Below are 15,953 nucleotides of genomic sequence, written 5' to 3' on the forward strand. Positions count from 1 at the left end.
GAGCAGGACAGCCCCAGGCACACGCCGCGCAGGGCAGAGCCCCGGGCAGGGCGGATCAGGAGTTTTTCAGCTCTTTGGCTAGGAGCTCGGCGATCTGGGCCGTGTTGAGGGCCGAGCCCTTGCGGAGGTTGTCGCCGGTGACGAAGAAGTCGAGGGCACGGGGGTCATCCAGGGCGCGGCGAATCCGGCCGACCCAGGAGGGGTCGGTGCCGACCGCATCGATCGGCATCGGGAACTCCCCGGCCGCGGGGTCGTCGACCAGAATCACCCCGGGTGCGTTGCGCAGCGCCTCGCGGGCACCCTCGGCGTCGACCTCGGTGCCGAAGACGGCGTGCACGGCCACCGAGTGACCGGTGACCACCGGCACCCGGACGCAGGTGGCGGACACCTTGAGGTCGGGGAGGCCAAGGATCTTCCGCGACTCGTTGCGGATCTTCATCTCCTCCGATGACCAGCCACCGTCCGCTGGGGAGCCGGCCCAGGGCACGACGTTGAGTGCCAGCGGGGCCGGGAACGGACCGAGGTCGTCGCCGACCGCCTGGCGGACGTCACCGGTGCGCGAGCCGAGCGCCCGATCCCCGGCGACCTTGGTGAGCTGGTCGTGCAGGATGTCGACGCCGGACTGGCCGGCTCCGGAGACCGCCTGGTAGGAGGCGAGCACCAGCTCGCGTAGGCCGTACTCGCGGTGCAGCGGCGCAACGGCGACGATCATCGCGAGGGTGGTGCAGTTGGCGTTCGCGATGATGCCCTTGGACCGGTGGCGGACCTGTTCGGGGTTGATCTCCGGAACGACCAGCGGGACGTCCCGATCCATCCGGAACGCGCCGGAGTTGTCGACCGCGATCGCGCCTCGGGCGACGGCGATCGGCGCCCACTTGGCGGAGACCTCGTCGGGCACGTCGAACATCGCCACGGCGACCCCGTCGAACGCCTCTGGGGTCAGCGCCTGGACGACGAGTTCCTCGCCCCGGCAGCGCACCCGGCGCCCGACCGAGCGCTCGGAGGCGAGCAGCCGGATCTCACCCCAGACGTTGCGGCGCCCGGTGAGCAGCTCACACATCACGGTGCCGACGGCACCGGTTGCTCCAACCACGGCGAGGGTGGGCAGCGCCGTCATCGGCGCTACCTACCCGTCCCCGCGTAGACCACGGCTTCGGTGTCGCCGCCCAGCTCGAACGCGTCATGGATGGCGCGGACGGCGGCGTCGAGGTCGGTGTCCCGGCAGACCACGGAGACCCGGATCTCGGAGGTGGAGATCATCTCGATGTTGACCCCGGCCGCGCCGAGCGCGGCGAAGAAGCCGGCGGCCACGCCGGGGTGCGAGCGCATGCCGGCGCCGATCAGCGAGACCTTGCCGACGTGGTCGTCGTAGAGCAGGCCCTTGAACTTGACCGGCTCCTGAATCTTGCTGAGCGCGGCCATCGCGGTCGGCCCGTCGTCCTTGGGCAGGGTGAACGAGATGTCCGTCCGGCCGGTGCCCTCGGTGGAGACGTTCTGCACGATCATGTCGATGTTGATCTCGGCGCCGGCGACGGTGTCGAAGATCCGCGCGGCGGCGCCCGGCTCGTCGGGCACCCCGACGATCGTGATCTTGGCCTCGCTGCGGTCGTGCGCGACGCCGGTGATCAGTGCCTGCTCCACGGAAGGGTCCTCCATCGATCCGGTGACCATCGTGCCGGTGTTGGTCGAGTATGACGAACGGACGTGGATCGGCAACCCCGCCCGACGGGCGTACTCCACGCTACGCAGGTGCAGCACCTTCGCACCGCACGCGGCAAGCTCCAGCGTCTCCTCGTACGTGATCTGCTGGATGTGCCGGGCGTTGGGCACGATCCTCGGGTCGGCGGTGAAGATGCCGTCCACGTCGGTGTAGATCTCGCAGACGTCGGCGTGCAGGGCAGCGGCGAGCGCCACGGCGGTGGTGTCCGAACCACCCCGGCCCAGCGTCGTGACGTCCTTGGTGTCCTGCGAGACGCCCTGGAAGCCGGCCACGATGACCACCGACCCCTCGTCGAGCGCGCCCTTGAGCCGCCCGGGGGTGACGTCGATGATCCGTGCGCGGCCGTGCACCGAGGTGGTGATCACGCCGGCCTGCGAGCCGGTGAACGAGCGGGCTTCGTACCCCAGGTTGTGGATGGCCATGGCGAGCAAGGCCATGGAGATCCGCTCCCCGGCGGTGAGCAGCATGTCCAGCTCGCGACCCGGCGGTAGCGGGCTGACCTGATTGGCCAGGTCAAGCAGCTCGTCGGTGGTGTCCCCCATCGCGGAGACCACCACCACCACGTCGTCGCCGGCCTTGCGGGCGTCGACGATGCGCTCGGCCACCCGCTTGATCCGCTCGGCATTGGCGACGGAGGACCCGCCGTATTTCTGCACAACGAGTGCCACGACGGTGCACTCCCTCCCAGCGACCCTGAGCGTGCCGACGCCGCCGGAACCGGGGCCGGCGGCGCGTGTCAGACCCCTTGAGGGTATCCGGCAGGTAACGACACCGGGGCAGGTGATCCCACCATCCGGCCCGCGCGGTGCCGGCCGGGCCGGTCCCACCAGGTCACGGGGGTACGCCGAAACGGCTCCGCCCGACACGCCGGAACAAACCCCGGTACGCGCCGGTCCCCACCAGCCGCCCGCACCCACCAGAATGGGCCGGGTGCCCGTCCTCATCCGCTCGGCCGGCCGCGTGCTCGGGCCGCTCGTGCTCGCCCTGCCGGCTCTCCTGGTCGCCTGCTCCGATGAGCAGCCTCCGACGCCGCCGCCCGCCGATCCAGGGCCGGTCGCGGTGGACGCCGCGCGGGACGAGCTGGCCGCCCTGGCCGCGGCTGCCCAGGACCGCCACATGGCGGCGCAGTACGTGTACAGCCAGGCGGGTCAGCCGGACCGCACCATCGTGTTCACCAGCGCGAACGACGGCAGTTGGCGGGTCGACGTGCCGGGCGGCGCGTTGGGTGGCGCCGCCGACATCTCGATGGCCGCCACGTCCGACGGGCTGTTCCAGTGCGCTCTGCCGTCGGCCGGCCGACCGGAGTCGGCAACCTGCGTACGCCTCGGTGAGCGCGACGACGCGATCCCGCGCCGATCGGACCCCAGGGTCCAGCATCCGCTCACCGACTGGCTGGATGTGCTCACCGATCGGCGCGCGCCGTTGGCGGTGGCCCCGGCCAGCCCACCCAAGGGCCTCACCGGCACCTGCTACTCGGTGGATTCCACCTCGGCGTCGCTCAACGCGCCGCTGGACGTCGGCATCTACTGCTATGACCGGGATGGCACGCCGACCGGTGTCCGGACCGGGGCCGGGACGCTGAGGCTGGCCGCCGCGCCTGGCCCGGCACCGGCCACCGTGCAGCTGGCGGGCCCGGTGGTGGTCGACCGGGACCCGCTCGACACGGCAGCGCCCCCGACCCCTGATCCGCTGGACAGTCCGAGCGCGGGAACGTTCTGATCTTCATCCCGTTACGGGTGCTCTTGCCCACATTGGGCCACCCCTGCCCAAGTGGGCGAATCGCCCATACAGGACGATCTACAGCATGGCCAACCTCACTCCCCTGCTCGCCTACCGTTGGAGCCCGCTGGCGTTCCACCCCACCGAGGAGTTGAGCGCGACGGACGCGTCCCTCCTCCTGGAGGCGGCCCGCTGGGCACCGTCCCTGGGCAACCGCCAACCCTGGCGGTTCACCCTCGGTCACCGCGACGACGAGACCTGGAAGCGGATTCTGGTCAACCTGCCCGAGCGCGACCAACGCTGGGCACACCGTGCCGCCGCGCTGCTGCTCGCCGCGCACGTCGACGGCGACACCGCGCCCGACGCCACACCGGCCGACGGGGTCGCGTACGACCTGGGTCAGGCGGTCGCCCATCTCACCGTGCAGGCCACCGCGCTCGGGCTGCACGTGCGCCAGGTCCTCACCGTGGATCGCGGGGGACTCACCGCCGACCTGCACCTCCCCGCCGACGTGCGGCCGTACGCGGTGCTCGCGGTGGGGCAACTCGGTGACCCACTCAGCCTCCCGGCCGACCTCGTCGCCGAGGAGACCGGCCTGCGCCGCCGCCGACCGCTGGCCGAACTCCTGCTCGGCTGACCGGTCGGCGGGCCTACTCGCCCCGACTGGCGCGAAGGAGGGCTGCCGCGACCTCGGTGTTGCGATAGAGCACGTGCCGACCCTGTCGGGACCGGGAAACCAGGCCGGCGGCGTGCAACGCGGCCAGGTGCTGAGAGACGTTTCCGGCGGACATCCTGGCGAGTCGGGCCAGGTCGGTGGTGGTCGCCGCTGTCTCGAGCAGGTGCAGCAGGGCGGCTCGGCCCGGGCCGATCACCCGTGCCAGCGGGTCGCCGGGCGGCGTCGCGGTCGTCTCCCAGAGCGTCCCGAGGGCACGAACCGGGTACGCGCCGGCAGGCAGCGAGTCCTCCAGCAGGTTCCACAGCACGTGCCGCTCGGTGAACACCGTCGGGTTGAGCGCCAGCCCCCGACCGCGGAGGTCGAAGTCCCGCTCGAACGTGTCGTCGCTGATCACCCTGTCGCCGTGCCAGCGCAGGCTCGGGTGGAGCTGCTCGAAGAACCGGCCGGCGCCGCTCTCGGCGAGCTGGGCGGCCCGGTACGCCACGTCGGCGTCGAGCAGCGCCCGCATCCGCGGCCAGTCCGGGGCGATCGCCTCCTCGTACCAGACCCGCACCCCGTCGACGACCTGCGGCAGCAGCCCGCCCGGGTCGGCGAGCAGCGCCTGCCCGAACGGGCTCAGCGGTCGTTGCCAGGTGGTCGACAGCAGGTCCTGGACCACCACGGCCGGCGGCGTCGCGGCGATCTGGTCGAGCTGCTCGGCCAGCTCCACGTTCGGTCGGGCTGCCGGGGTGAGGAAGTCGGGCAGCCAGCGACCCGGCACGACCAACCCCACCAGGGGTCGGACCCGGTCGGCCACCTCGGGACGACGCAACGTCACCCGGGCCCGGTCGATCCAGGGCAGGTGCACCGCGTAGCGGACCGGTTTGGCCAGCGCCCACATGCTCATGACCGTCTCGTTGACCGGTGACACGGCGAGCCGCACTCCCGCCACGTCGGCCAGGCTGAACCGCAACTCGGACACACGCACCCCCGGAAGCAGGATTCGGTCCAGCCTAAAAGGCTCGACCGACCCGGTGGGGACACGGTTCACTTCCCGGCCATGGGGGCCAGAGAAACCATTCGTACCGCCGTCCGAGACGTCGTACCGCCAGCCGGGTTGACCCGCGCCCTGGCCGTGCAGGCCATGGTCGCCGCCGTCGGCAGCGGACTGTTCCACGCCGGCAGCGCCGTCTTCTTCACCCGGGCGCTGGGGCTCAGCGCGGCCCAGGTCGGGTTGGGGCTGTCCATCGCGGCGGGGGTGTCGCTGCTGGGCACGGTGCCGCTGGGCGGGCTCACCGACCGGTACGGACCGCAGCGCGTCTGGGTGGTGTGCTCGGTGCTGAACGCGGCGCTGTTCGCGACGTACCCCTTCGTGGGCGGCTTTGCCGGCTTCCTCGCCGTGGTGGTGGCGCTGGCCGGCGTGGACGCCGCTGTCGGCGTGGCCCGGCAGGTCTACTCGATCAACGCGGTCCCCCCGGCCGAACGGGTTACCGCGATGGCGTACCAGCGCTCGTCGCTGAACGTCGGCTTCGGGCTCGGTGCGGTGATCAGCGGCGTGGTGCTGGCGGTAGACACGATCACGGCGTACCGGGGGATGGTCTGGTTCATCTCGACCGTCTTCCTCGTGACCGCCCTCTTCGTGCGGCGACTGCCTCGGCTGCCGCAGGTGGCCCGACGGGTGGAGCCGATGAGCCGGCTCGCCGTGCTGCGGGACCGCCCGTTCATGGTGGTGTCCCTGCTGTCCGGGCTGCTCACCGCGCACGGGGTGCTCTACCTGACGGTCATGCCGCTGTGGATCCTCACCCACACCGACGCCCCGAAGACGGTGATCGCCGGGCTGGTGCTGCTCAACACGGTCCTGATCGTGCTGCTCCAGGTACGCGTCAGCCGGGGCGCGGACACCGCGGCGGGCGCGGCACGGGCCTCCCGCCGGGGTGGGCTGCTCGTCGCCCTGTCCTGCCTGGTACTGCCGATCTCCGCGGTCACCCGGGGCCTGCTCACCGTCGTGGTGCTGGTGGCCGCCGCGTTGCTGCTGATCCTGGCCGAGCTGATCGAGTCGGCGGGCACCTGGGGGCTCACCGCCACCCTGCCGCCGGCCGGCGAGCGCGGCGCGTACGTGGGGGCGCTCGGACTCGGCGTGCAGCTCCAGTACCTGATCGCCCCGGCCGGACTGACCGCACTCGGGGTGACCACCGGCGGGTGGGGTTGGATACCGACGGCAGCGATCTTCGTGCTGGTCGCGGCGGCGATCGTGCCCGCCGTGGCCTGGGCGCAACGGACGCCGAGGCTGGGTGCCGAGGCCCCGGACCCGGACATGACGCCGGTCCCATAGTCCGGACCTGCCTTCCCACCTCCCGTTCCATCACGTAGGGTCACATGGTCATGTGGCGGGCGCTTCTTCTCCTTAGCCGCCGCGACGAGGCCTGATCGGCCGGCACCTCGTCGCGGAGTCGCATCGCGCCGTCCAGCACATCTGAGCTTTCCGATCGGCACCGCCGCGCATCGCCGCCCGGCATCTCGCCGACACCTTCCGATCTGCTGACGCCACATGTTCCAGGGAGCACTCTGAGATGGCTCAACCTGTCACCGACGCTGAGACCGATCCGATCGCCCGGCAACGCCCGAGCCGGATGCCGTACCACCGCTACCAGCCGTACCAGGAGCAGTTCCGGATCGACCTGCCGGACCGCGCCTGGCCCACCCGGCACGTCGACGTCGCCCCGCGCTGGTGCGCGGTGGATCTCCGTGACGGCAACCAGGCGCTGATCGACCCGATGTCGCCCGAGCGCAAGCGCCGAATGTTCCAGCTGCTGGTTCAGATGGGCTACAAGGAGATCGAGGTCGGCTTCCCGTCGGCCAGCCAGACCGACTTCGACTTCGTCCGACAGCTCATCGAACAGGACATGATCCCGGACGACGTCACCATCCAGGTGCTCACCCAGTGCCGGGAGCACCTGATCGAGCGAACCTTCGAGTCGCTGCGCGGTGCGAAGCGGGCCATCGTGCACTTCTACAACTCGACCTCCACCCTCCAGCGCCGGGTGGTCTTCGGCCTGGACAAGGACGGCATCGCCGACATCGCCACGACCGGGGCGCGGCTCTGCCAGAAGTACGCCGAGATCCACACCCCAGACACCGACATCTTCTACGAGTACTCGCCGGAGTCGTACACGGGCACCGAGCTGGAGTACGCGCTGGAGGTCTGCTCCCGGGTGATCGACGTGATCGACCCGACGCCCGACCGGCCGCTGATCATCAACCTGCCGGCCACCGTCGAGATGGCCACGCCCAACGTGTACGCGGACTCGATCGAGTGGATGCACCGCCACCTGCCGCGCCGAGACAGCGTGGTGCTGAGCCTGCACCCCCACAACGACCGGGGCACCGGGGTTGCCGCCGCCGAGCTGGGCCTGCTCGCTGGTGCGGACCGCATCGAGGGTTGCCTGTTCGGCAACGGCGAGCGCACCGGCAACGTGGACCTGGTGACGCTGGGGCTCAACCTCTTCTCCCAGGGCATCGACCCGATGATCGACTTCTCGGATATCGACGAGGTTCGGCGGGCCGTCGAATACTGCAACCAACTGCCGGTGCACGAGCGCCACCCGTACGCGGGCGACCTCGTCTACACCGCCTTCTCCGGCTCCCACCAGGACGCCATCAAGAAGGGCTTCGACGCCCTCACCGCCGACGCCAAGGCTGCCGGCGTGCCGCTGGACGAGCACACCTGGGCCGTTCCGTACCTGCCCGTCGACCCGAAGGACCTGGGCCGCACCTACGAGGCGGTCATCCGGGTCAACTCGCAGTCCGGCAAGGGCGGCGTCGCGTACATCATGAAGAGCGAGCACCAACTGGACCTGCCCCGCCGGCTCCAGATCGAGTTCTCCGGGGTGGTGCAGCAGGTCACCGATCACGACGGCGGCGAGGTCGCCCCGGGCACCATGTGGGAGATCTTCGCGACGCACTACCTGCTCGACCACCAGCCCGACCCGGCGGTCCGGCTGGCCGGTTACGCGATCGGCACCACCAACGGCAAGGTCGAGATCGAGGCCCAGGTCGGCGTGGGCGCCGAGCAACGCTCGCTCGCCGCAGTCGGCAACGGCCCGATCGACGCGTATGTCAACGCGCTCCAGTCGATCGAGGTGGGTGTGCGGGTGCTCGACTACCACGAGCACGCGCTCTCCTCCGGCGGGGACGCGCAGGCCGCCGCGTACGTGGAGTGCGAGGTGGACGGCCGGACGGTTTGGGGTGTCGGCACCGACGCCAACATCGTCACCGCCTCGATCAAGGCGGTCACCAGCGCCGTGAACCGCGCTCGAAGCTGACCGGACGGAGGCGGTCCGCACAGCGGACCGCCTCCTGCCGGGTCCGCCGCCTGTCTGTGCGAGGGCCCGGTCTACCGGACGCGTCGAGCAGGACGGGAACTGTCAGGGCGTCGCCCCCGCTTCGACGGTGGTGTGCAGTGGTCGGCCGGTGGCTGAGGTGGCGGGGCGGGGCAGCGCCAGGGCGGCGAACGCTCCGACTGCCACGACTGCCGCGCCGAGCCAGATGGCGGGGCGGACCGCGTCGACGAACATGGGACCACCCGTGAGCGGGCCGGCGGTCCGGGTCACCACGGTCGTCAGCACAGCCACCCCGAGCGCGAAACCCAACTCACGGACGGTCGCGTTGGCACCGGACGCCTTGCCCCGGTCATCGGAGTGCACCGAGGCCAGCACCGCCTCCGTCATGGGCGCAAAGATCAATCCCATGCCGATCCCGCCGAGCAGCAGGGCCGGCACGATCCGGCCGTACGGCACGGATGCGTCCATGATGGCGGCACTCCAGCCCAGCGCCACCGCCTCCAGCACGAGCCCCGCCGCCATCAAACGGCCCGCGCCGACCCGGCCGGTGACCGCGCCGGCCAGCACCGCGACGAGCATCGGCATGGCGGTCCAGGGCAGGGTTCGGATCCCGGCGTCGAGCGGCGAGTAGCCCAGGACGACCTGGAGGTACTGCATCAGCCAGTAGAGGGCGCCGAAGACGCCGAAGAACATCAGCAGGGCGACCAGATTGCTCAGTACGAAGGCCCGGGTGCGGTAGAAGTACAGCGGCAGCAGCGGTTCGGCCGCCCGTCGTTCCCAGCCGACAAAGAGCGACACCAACAGCGTGGCCGCTGCGAACCCGCTCACCGCGGTGGCGCTTCCCCAGCCCTCCTGGCCGGCCTGCACGATGCCCCAGACCAGTGACATCACCGCCGCCGAGGCGAGTAGCACACCGAGCAGGTCGATGTCGCGGTCCGGGCCGGCGCTCTCCGGCAGGAGCACGCGGGCGATCGGAATGAGGACGAGGCCGACGGGCACCAAGATCCAGAATATGCCCGGCCAGCCGAAAGACTCGGTGACCGCGCCACCGATAAGCGGTCCCAGCGCCACGCCGAGACCATTGACCGCGCTCCACAGGCCGATGGCCATCGCCCGTCTGTTGTCGGCCACCCCGTTGGCCAGCAGGGTGAGCGAGAGTGGAAACACCACCGCCGCGCCGGCGCCCTGCACAACCCGTCCGGCGATCAGCAGGCCGAGTGTTTCGGACACTGCGCACACCGCCGACCCGACGGTGAAGATCGCGATCCCCACCGTGAAGAGCCGTCGTCGCCCGAAACGATCTCCGAGCGCTGCACCGGTCAGCAGGAGGCCAGCAAAGGACAGCGAATAGGCGTGAATGATCCATTGCAGCCGGTCCGGCCCGCTCTCCAACTCGCGAGCCAGGACCGGCAAGGCGTTCGTGACCACCAGGTTGTTCAGCGACACCATGAACATGGGCACTGCGGTGGCCAGGATCAGCAGTGCCACTCCCCCGCGCCTGGTCATCGGCCGTCCCGATGGGGCCAGGCCAATTTTTCCGAGCATTCTTCTCCCGCTTGGGGCATTGACGATCCCGATTCGGCCTGCCGTCGCCGTGACCCTCGTCCGCGCTGACTTTGGTCAAAGAATGAATCTAGCGGGGCGGTCACCTGTGCGCTTACCCGAAGCCCAGTCAGGGGGATGCGGCAACGCGGCCAGGGCTACGACCGCGATGCCGTTCGGGGCGGTCGGTGGACCAGCACGAGCGCCAGGACCGCACCGGCCACGAGCAGGCCGGCGCACCATTCCATTGCGCCCCGGAACGCGTCGGTCAGCTCAGCCTTCTGCTCGTACCCGCCGCCGGACAGGCCGACCAGCAGCGGCAGCGCCGCCACCGCGAGCAGACCGCCAGCCCGGGACGCGGCGTTGTTGAAGCCGCTGGCCACGCCGGAGAACCGGTCCTGCACGGCGGCCAGCACCGAGGCGGTCAGCGGCGCCACCACCAGGGTCAGCCCGATGCCGAAGAGCAGCACCCCGGGCAGTACGTCCGTCCAGTACGACGCTCCCGGGCCGACGCCACGCAGCAGCAGCAGACCAACCGCGGCGATCACCGGCCCGACGGTCAGCGGCAGTCGCGGGCCGATCCGTGCCGACAGGGCACCCGCCCGGGCCGACCCGGCCAACAGCAGCAGGGTCATCGGCAGCATTGCGACGCCGGTGTGGAAGGCCGACCATCCGACCACGTTCTGCAGGTAGACGGAGAAGAAGAAGGTGAAACCACCGAGCGCCGCGTACACGACCACGGTGAAGATGTTCAGCACCGAGAAGAGTCGGCTGCTGAACAGCCCGGTGGGCAGCATCGCCGCGTCGCCACGCCGCCGTTCCAGCAAGACGAAGGCCACCGCGGACAGCACCCCGACCAGTGCCGCGATCAGCACCGGCGCCGAGTCGTAGCCGCGTGTCGGCGCGTCGATCAGGGCGTACGTGACGCCGGCGAGCGCGAGCGCTCCGAGCAGGGCTCCTCCGACGTCGAACCGCTGTCGGATCCGTCCCGGCCTTTCGGTCCGGGAGGCGTTCTCGTCCCTGCTCTCCGGCACCCAGTGCATCGTCGCCAGCACCACCAGCACGGCGATCGGCAGGTTGAGGAAAAAGATCCAGCGCCAGGACAGCGCGTCGATCAGCCAGCCCCCGATGAACGGGCCCAGCGCGGTCGACACCCCGGACAGCCCGGCCCACGCGCCGATCGCCCGGCCCCGGTCGTCCGGGTGGAAACTGGCCTGGAGCACCGACAGCGACCCCGGTGTGAGCAGCGCACCGCCGGCACCCTGGAGGAACCGGGCCGCGATCAGCCAACCGGTGCCCTGGGCCAGCCCGCACAGCACGGAGGCCGCGGTGAACCAGACCACGCCGATGAGGAAGATGCGTCGTCGGCCGAAGCGGTCCCCGAGCGCGCCGCCGAGCAGCACGAAAGCCGCCAGCGTCAGCAGGTAGCCGTTGATGGTCCACTGGAGATCGGATACGTTCGCGCCGAGGTCCTGCCCGAGCTTCGGCAGTGCCACGTTGACGACCGTGCTGTCGAGGAAGACCATGCCGGAGGCGAGTACGGCGGCGAGCAGGGTCCCCCGGCCGGCGGCAGTGCCCATTCGGAGGGCTGGCGCCGGTACGGGTGCGGTCATCACACCAATCTGCCTTGCACCATGTGGGAGACGCCACGAAACGCCGAAACCATCCCCGGGTACTGTGCGCAATCGCCGGGAGACCGCAAGCTGGAGAGGTGTCGTCTGTGCGTACCAGATCAGGACCGCGAGCGGCGGTGGCCGCGCTCGCGGCGGCGCTGGCGCTCAGCGTGGCCGGTTGCGTCCCGCAGGACGAGTCGGACACGCCGCCGCCGAACGACAGCGGCAGCGCGATGGAGCAGCTCGGTCAGCTCACCGTCGCCACAGCTGGCTCGATGAAGGGCTACAGCCGAGACCGCTTCCCGCACTGGCGGGACACGGGCAAGAACTGCGACGTGCGAGACAGCATCCTCCAGCGCGACGGCAAGGACGTGAAGCTTTCCGGCTGCAACGTGGTCGATGGGCGTTGGGAGAGCGTGTACGACGGCCGCACCGCCGCCGATCCCTCCGAGGTGGACATCGACCACATGGTGCCGCTGGCCAACGCGTGGCGCTCGGGTGCCGACGAGTGGGACGACGCGAAGCGCGGCGATTTCGCAAACGACACCACCCGTCCGCAGCTCCTCGCGGTTTCGGCGTCCTCAAACCGGTCAAAGGGTGACCAGGACCCGTCGCAGTGGAAGCCGGCTAACCGGTCGTACTGGTGCAAGTACGCTGAAAGCTGGGTTACGGTCAAGCACCATTGGCGGCTGACGGTGACCAACGCCGAGAAGACCGCCCTCACCGAGATGTTGGAGGGCTGTTCAGTGGGGAGCGATTCGTGAGCACTGCCGGGCAGAGCGGCCCGTCCGCCGCCGGCATGACCGCGGACGGCACCGCCGAGGCTCCCGCCGCCGTGCCGGGGGCCGGCATGGTCGCGGATTCGGGCGGCTCGGCTGCCCCGCAGAGCCGCAGCACCGACATCGTGCCCGGCCCCGGCGGCGTGATGACCGATGAGGTTGGCGTCGTCACCGGCGACCTGACCCTGCGCACCGAGTACGCGGACGGCAAGGTCACCCTCCGGGTGCAGTACAAGGACGCGGACGAGTGGTACGTAGTGACCGGCGCGTCGGTCGCGCTGGCCGACCCGGCGGGGCTGGACGCGGTGCACGATCTCGCGGTGGGCCTGCTGCACCGCCCCGAGGGCTGAGCCACCGCCCAGGCCGCACACCGGCCAGGGGCCGCCCGGTGTGGACGGCCCCTGACGGTGTCACGGGGTTGGGATCAGCTCGCCCGGCGGGTCGACCGGGCCGGTGCCCTCGGCCGGGCGGACCAGTTCCACCTCGACCTCGTGCGGCCGGATGTTGCCGGCAGCGATGTCCTCGGCGAAGTGGCAGGCCACCCGGTGCCCGCCAACCACGTCGCGCAGTTCCGGCCGCTCGTCGGCGCACCGGGTCGGCTGCGCCCACGGGCACCGGGTGTGGAACCGGCAGCCCGACGGCGGGTTGGTCGGCGAGGGCAGGTCGCCGGCGAGCAAAATCCGCTCCCGGCGGTCCTCCACGAGCGGGTCAGGCACCGGCACCGCGGACATCAACGCCCGGGTGTACGGGTGCATCGGCTCGCGGTAGAGGTCGTCGCTGGACGCCTCCTCCACCAGCCCACCGAGGTACATGACGCCCACGGTGTCGGCGATGTGCCGAACCACCGCCAGGTCGTGCGCGATGATCAGATACGTGAGGCCGCGCTCGTTCTGCAGGTCCTCCAGCAGGTTGAGCACCTGGGCCTGGATCGACACGTCCAGCGCCGAGACCGGCTCGTCGGCGACGATCAGGTCTGGGTTGAGCACCAGCGCCCGGGCGATGCCGATCCGCTGCCGCTGGCCGCCAGAAAACTCGTGCGGGTATTTGCTCAGGGACGACGCGGGGAGGCCAACGGCCTCCAACGTCTCGCGCAACCGCCGGTTCGTTTCGGCCTTGTCGTTGGCCAGCCCGTGCGCCTTGAGCCCTTCCACCAACAGCGACTCCACCGATTGGCGCGGGTCGAGGCTGGAGAGCGGGTCCTGGAAGATCATCTGCATCCGCCGGCGGGCGTGCCGCATCGCCTCGCCCTTCAGGGACCGGACGTCGGTGCCGTCGAAGATGATCTCGCCTTCGGTCGGCTCGACGAGCCGCAGCAGACCACGACCGAGCGTCGACTTGCCGCAGCCCGACTCACCGACCAGGCCGTACGTCTCGCCCTTGCGGATGCTCAGCGACACGCCGTCCACCGCGTAGACGTACCCGACGGTGCGATCGAAGAGCAGGCCGCTCTTGATCGGGAAGTGGACCTTGACGTCGCGTAGCTCGATCAGGGGTTCGGTCTGTTCGGTCATCGGACCGCCACCTCCTCGGAGACGGGGTTGTTGCAGCGGAGATCGCCGCCGGTGGCGGTGGGTTCGAGCGGCGGAGGCCCTTCCAGGCACGCGTCCACGACGTTGTCGCAGCGCGGCGCGAACGCGCAACCCTCGACCCACGGGATGTTGTCGGCCACCGACCCACGGATCGCGTGCAGCCGCTCACCGCGCGGTGAGTCCAGCCGGGGCACCGAGTTGAGCAACCCGTGCGTGTACGGGTGCCGGGCGTGCGCGAACAGCTCATGCCGCCGCTCCCGCTCGACGACCTTGCCGCCGTAGAGCACGTTGACGGTGTCGCAGAGCCCGGCCACCACACCCAGATCGTGCGTGATCATGACGAGCGCGGTGCCGGTCTCGTCGACCAACTGCTTGAGCAGGGTGAGGATCTGCGCCTGGATGGTCACGTCGAGCGCGGTGGTCGGCTCGTCGGCGATCAGTAGTCGAGGCTTGCAGGCCAGCGCGATGGCGATCAGCGCGCGCTGGCGCATTCCGCCGGAAATCTGGTGCGGATACTCCGTCAGTCGCCGCTGCGGGTCGGGAATTCCGACCGCGTCGAGCAAGTCCCGCGATTCGCGCAGCGCCTGCTTGCGGTCCCGGCCCTGGTGTCGCTCCAACACCTCGGCAACCTGAATGCCGATCGGGATGACGGGGTTCAGCGAGGAGAGCGGGTCTTGGAAGATCATGCTGATCTCCCGACCGCGACGGTCGCGCATGTCGTCGGACCGCAGCTTCAGCAGGTCGGTGCCCTCGAAGAGCACCTCCCCGGTGACCTTGTTACCTCGCTTGGGCAACAGGCCCATGATGGCCAGGCTGGTCACGCTCTTACCGCAGCCGGACTCGCCGACCAGGCCAACCGTCTGCCCCGGCTCCACCGTAAAACTGACCTTGTCCACGGCGGTGAAGGGCCGCTCGCCTCGCCGCTGGAACACGACGCTCAGGTCACGGACGTCGAGCAGGCTCATCCAGTCACTTCCTCACTGCTTTGGTCCTTCACTCGCGACTGCGGGGCTCGCAAGCTCACTCCTCGCGCTCGCCCGAGACGGGGTCCGGCCGTGCTGCTGGCGCTCACCGTCGTCACCGCCGGTTCTTCGGGTCGATCGCCTCGCGCATCGCCTCACCCAACAGGGTGAAGCCCAGCGCGACCACGATGATCGCGAGCGCGGGGTAGTACGCCAACTCCGGGCGGACCTCGAAATAGCGCTGACCGTCCACGCCGAGCATCAGGCCCCACTCGGCCCGGTTGATGTCCGGGTCGCCGAGGCCCAGGAAGGAGAGCGCCGCGGCGTCCAGAATGGCCACCGCGAAGGTCAGGGTGGCCTGCACGATCACCGCGGTCAGCGAGTTGGGCAGCATGTGCCGCAGCACGATGTTGCGCTCCTTGACGCCGAGCGCGCGGGCAGCGAGCACGTGGTCGCTCTCCCGCTGGGCCAGCATCGAGCCGCGCAGCAGCCGGGCGAAGATCGGCACGCTGACGATGGCCACCGCGAAGATGACAGTCCACTGGCTCGACCGGCTGGCCATCGCGACCAGGGTGATCGCGAGCAGCAGGCTGGGCAGGGCCAGCATCACGTCGGTGAGCCGCATCAGGACCACGTCGACCCAGCCGCCGAAGGCACCGGCGATCGCACCGATCAGCACGCCGAACGCGAGACCGATGAGGGTGGCGAGCACGCCGACGAAGAGCGTCTGCCGGGCGCCGTAGATCATGCGGGACAGGAAGTCCCGGCCGAGCGGGTCGGAGCCGAGCGGGAATTCACCGCTGGCACCCGGGATGGTGTCGACGGTGAGGTTCTTCGTCAGCTCGTCGAAGCGCTGCACCGGATCGTGTGGAGCGATCAGCGGGGCGAAGATCGCCACCAGGATGAACAGCCCCACGATGCCGGCGCCGAGGATCGCAACGGGGTTGCGCCGCAGTCGACGTACGGCGTCGCGGACGAGGCTGACCCCGCCGCGGTCGGCGGCACTCGCTTGGGCCAACTCGTCGAGCCGTGCCTTCTTCCGGTCGCCGAGCAGGCCGATGCTGCGCTCGCTCATGCCGGGGCGTGGCTTGTCA

14 protein-coding genes are annotated in these 15,953 nt (G+C 70.4%); 6 read left to right on the forward strand and 8 right to left on the reverse strand.

The features are described 5' to 3' along the window. Nucleotides 1-55 precede the first annotated feature (55 nt). Together ACLQ28_RS19665 and ACLQ28_RS19670 are read right to left on the reverse strand one after the other, a co-directional pair. Nucleotides 56-1,117 carry an aspartate-semialdehyde dehydrogenase gene (locus tag ACLQ28_RS19665; protein ID WP_425687736.1) on the reverse strand — a complete coding sequence of 354 codons (1,062 nt, stop codon included), beginning with the start codon at nucleotides 1,115-1,117 and terminating at the stop codon, nucleotides 56-58. A 5-nt stretch (nucleotides 1,118-1,122) separates the two neighbouring features. Then, entirely contained in the window at nucleotides 1,123-2,388 is a 1,266-nt protein-coding gene (locus ACLQ28_RS19670; RefSeq protein WP_425687737.1) for an aspartate kinase, read from the reverse strand. Nucleotides 2,389-2,650: 262 nt separating this feature from the next. Between ACLQ28_RS19670 and ACLQ28_RS19675 the strand changes: the two genes are divergently transcribed. Then, nucleotides 2,651-3,439 (forward strand): hypothetical protein, encoded by a 789-nt coding sequence (locus ACLQ28_RS19675; protein ID WP_425687738.1) that lies wholly within the window; start codon nucleotides 2,651-2,653, stop codon nucleotides 3,437-3,439. An 85-nt stretch (nucleotides 3,440-3,524) separates the two neighbouring features. Next, nucleotides 3,525-4,076, forward strand: coding sequence for a nitroreductase family protein (locus ACLQ28_RS19680; protein WP_425687739.1), 552 nt, complete (start codon nucleotides 3,525-3,527; stop codon nucleotides 4,074-4,076). Between the two features lie 13 nt (nucleotides 4,077-4,089). Here ACLQ28_RS19680 and ACLQ28_RS19685 read toward each other — a convergent pair whose 3' ends face one another. Next, on the reverse strand, nucleotides 4,090-5,082 hold the full coding sequence (locus ACLQ28_RS19685; protein ID WP_425687740.1) for an ArsR family transcriptional regulator: 993 nt from the start codon (nucleotides 5,080-5,082) through the stop codon (nucleotides 4,090-4,092). A gap of 72 nt (nucleotides 5,083-5,154) precedes the next feature. Between ACLQ28_RS19685 and ACLQ28_RS19690 the strand changes: the two genes are divergently transcribed. Both ACLQ28_RS19690 and leuA read left to right on the forward strand, forming a co-directional pair. Continuing rightward, nucleotides 5,155-6,426 (forward strand): MFS transporter, encoded by a 1,272-nt coding sequence (locus ACLQ28_RS19690; RefSeq protein ID WP_425687741.1) that lies wholly within the window; start codon nucleotides 5,155-5,157, stop codon nucleotides 6,424-6,426. Between the two features lie 238 nt (nucleotides 6,427-6,664). Beyond that, complete coding sequence (gene leuA / locus ACLQ28_RS19695; RefSeq protein WP_425687742.1) at nucleotides 6,665-8,416, forward strand: 2-isopropylmalate synthase; 1,752 nt, start codon at nucleotides 6,665-6,667, stop codon at nucleotides 8,414-8,416. A gap of 102 nt (nucleotides 8,417-8,518) precedes the next feature. Here the strand turns inward: leuA and ACLQ28_RS19700 are convergent, their stop codons facing one another. Both ACLQ28_RS19700 and ACLQ28_RS19705 read right to left on the reverse strand, forming a co-directional pair. Then, nucleotides 8,519-9,940 carry an MFS transporter gene (locus ACLQ28_RS19700; protein WP_425687743.1) on the reverse strand — a complete coding sequence of 474 codons (1,422 nt, stop codon included), beginning with the start codon at nucleotides 9,938-9,940 and terminating at the stop codon, nucleotides 8,519-8,521. 194 nt (nucleotides 9,941-10,134) lie between these two features. Then, entirely contained in the window at nucleotides 10,135-11,589 is a 1,455-nt protein-coding gene (locus ACLQ28_RS19705; protein WP_425687744.1) for an MFS transporter, read from the reverse strand. Nucleotides 11,590-11,687: 98 nt separating this feature from the next. Between ACLQ28_RS19705 and ACLQ28_RS19710 the strand changes: the two genes are divergently transcribed. Together ACLQ28_RS19710 and ACLQ28_RS19715 are read left to right on the forward strand one after the other, a co-directional pair. Next, nucleotides 11,688-12,353 (forward strand): HNH endonuclease family protein, encoded by a 666-nt coding sequence (locus tag ACLQ28_RS19710; RefSeq protein ID WP_425687745.1) that lies wholly within the window; start codon nucleotides 11,688-11,690, stop codon nucleotides 12,351-12,353. Beyond that, the gene (locus ACLQ28_RS19715; protein WP_425687783.1) at nucleotides 12,329-12,718 is read left to right on the forward strand and encodes a hypothetical protein; all 390 of its coding nucleotides are present in this window, start codon (nucleotides 12,329-12,331) and stop codon (nucleotides 12,716-12,718) included. Before ACLQ28_RS19710 ends, ACLQ28_RS19715 begins: the two co-directional genes overlap by 25 nt. A 60-nt stretch (nucleotides 12,719-12,778) precedes the next feature. On the opposite strand, the gene ACLQ28_RS19720 is transcribed toward ACLQ28_RS19715, so the two are convergent. The 3 genes from ACLQ28_RS19720 to ACLQ28_RS19730 form a co-directional block, all read right to left on the reverse strand. After that, nucleotides 12,779-13,879 (reverse strand): ABC transporter ATP-binding protein, encoded by a 1,101-nt coding sequence (locus ACLQ28_RS19720; protein ID WP_425687746.1) that lies wholly within the window; start codon nucleotides 13,877-13,879, stop codon nucleotides 12,779-12,781. Beyond that, nucleotides 13,876-14,862 carry an ABC transporter ATP-binding protein gene (locus ACLQ28_RS19725; protein WP_425687747.1) on the reverse strand — a complete coding sequence of 329 codons (987 nt, stop codon included), beginning with the start codon at nucleotides 14,860-14,862 and terminating at the stop codon, nucleotides 13,876-13,878. The genes ACLQ28_RS19720 and ACLQ28_RS19725 overlap by 4 nt, the downstream gene beginning before the upstream one ends. 112 nt (nucleotides 14,863-14,974) lie before the next feature. Then, entirely contained in the window at nucleotides 14,975-15,934 is a 960-nt protein-coding gene (locus tag ACLQ28_RS19730) for an ABC transporter permease (RefSeq protein ID WP_425687784.1), read from the reverse strand. Between the last annotated feature and the right edge of the window lie 19 nt (nucleotides 15,935-15,953).

It is taken from the genome of Micromonospora sp. DT201 (genome assembly GCF_049841575.1).
GTDB lineage: Bacteria > Actinomycetota > Actinomycetes > Mycobacteriales > Micromonosporaceae > Micromonospora.

Coding starts and splice junctions, on each gene's coding strand:
- ACLQ28_RS19705 (WP_425687744.1), bottom strand. CDS start 11,589: ATGACCGCACCCGTACCGGCGCCAGCCCTCCGAATGGGCACTGCCGCC.
- leuA (WP_425687742.1), top strand. CDS start 6,665: ATGGCTCAACCTGTCACCGACGCTGAGACCGATCCGATCGCCCGGCAA.
- ACLQ28_RS19700 (WP_425687743.1), bottom strand. CDS start 9,940: ATGACCAGGCGCGGGGGAGTGGCACTGCTGATCCTGGCCACCGCAGTG.
- ACLQ28_RS19680 (WP_425687739.1), top strand. CDS start 3,525: ATGGCCAACCTCACTCCCCTGCTCGCCTACCGTTGGAGCCCGCTGGCG.
- ACLQ28_RS19665 (WP_425687736.1), bottom strand. CDS start 1,117: ATGACGGCGCTGCCCACCCTCGCCGTGGTTGGAGCAACCGGTGCCGTC.
- ACLQ28_RS19690 (WP_425687741.1), top strand. CDS start 5,155: ATGGGGGCCAGAGAAACCATTCGTACCGCCGTCCGAGACGTCGTACCG.
- ACLQ28_RS19725 (WP_425687747.1), bottom strand. CDS start 14,862: ATGAGCCTGCTCGACGTCCGTGACCTGAGCGTCGTGTTCCAGCGGCGA.
- ACLQ28_RS19720 (WP_425687746.1), bottom strand. CDS start 13,879: ATGACCGAACAGACCGAACCCCTGATCGAGCTACGCGACGTCAAGGTC.
- ACLQ28_RS19730 (WP_425687784.1), bottom strand. CDS start 15,934: ATGAGCGAGCGCAGCATCGGCCTGCTCGGCGACCGGAAGAAGGCACGG.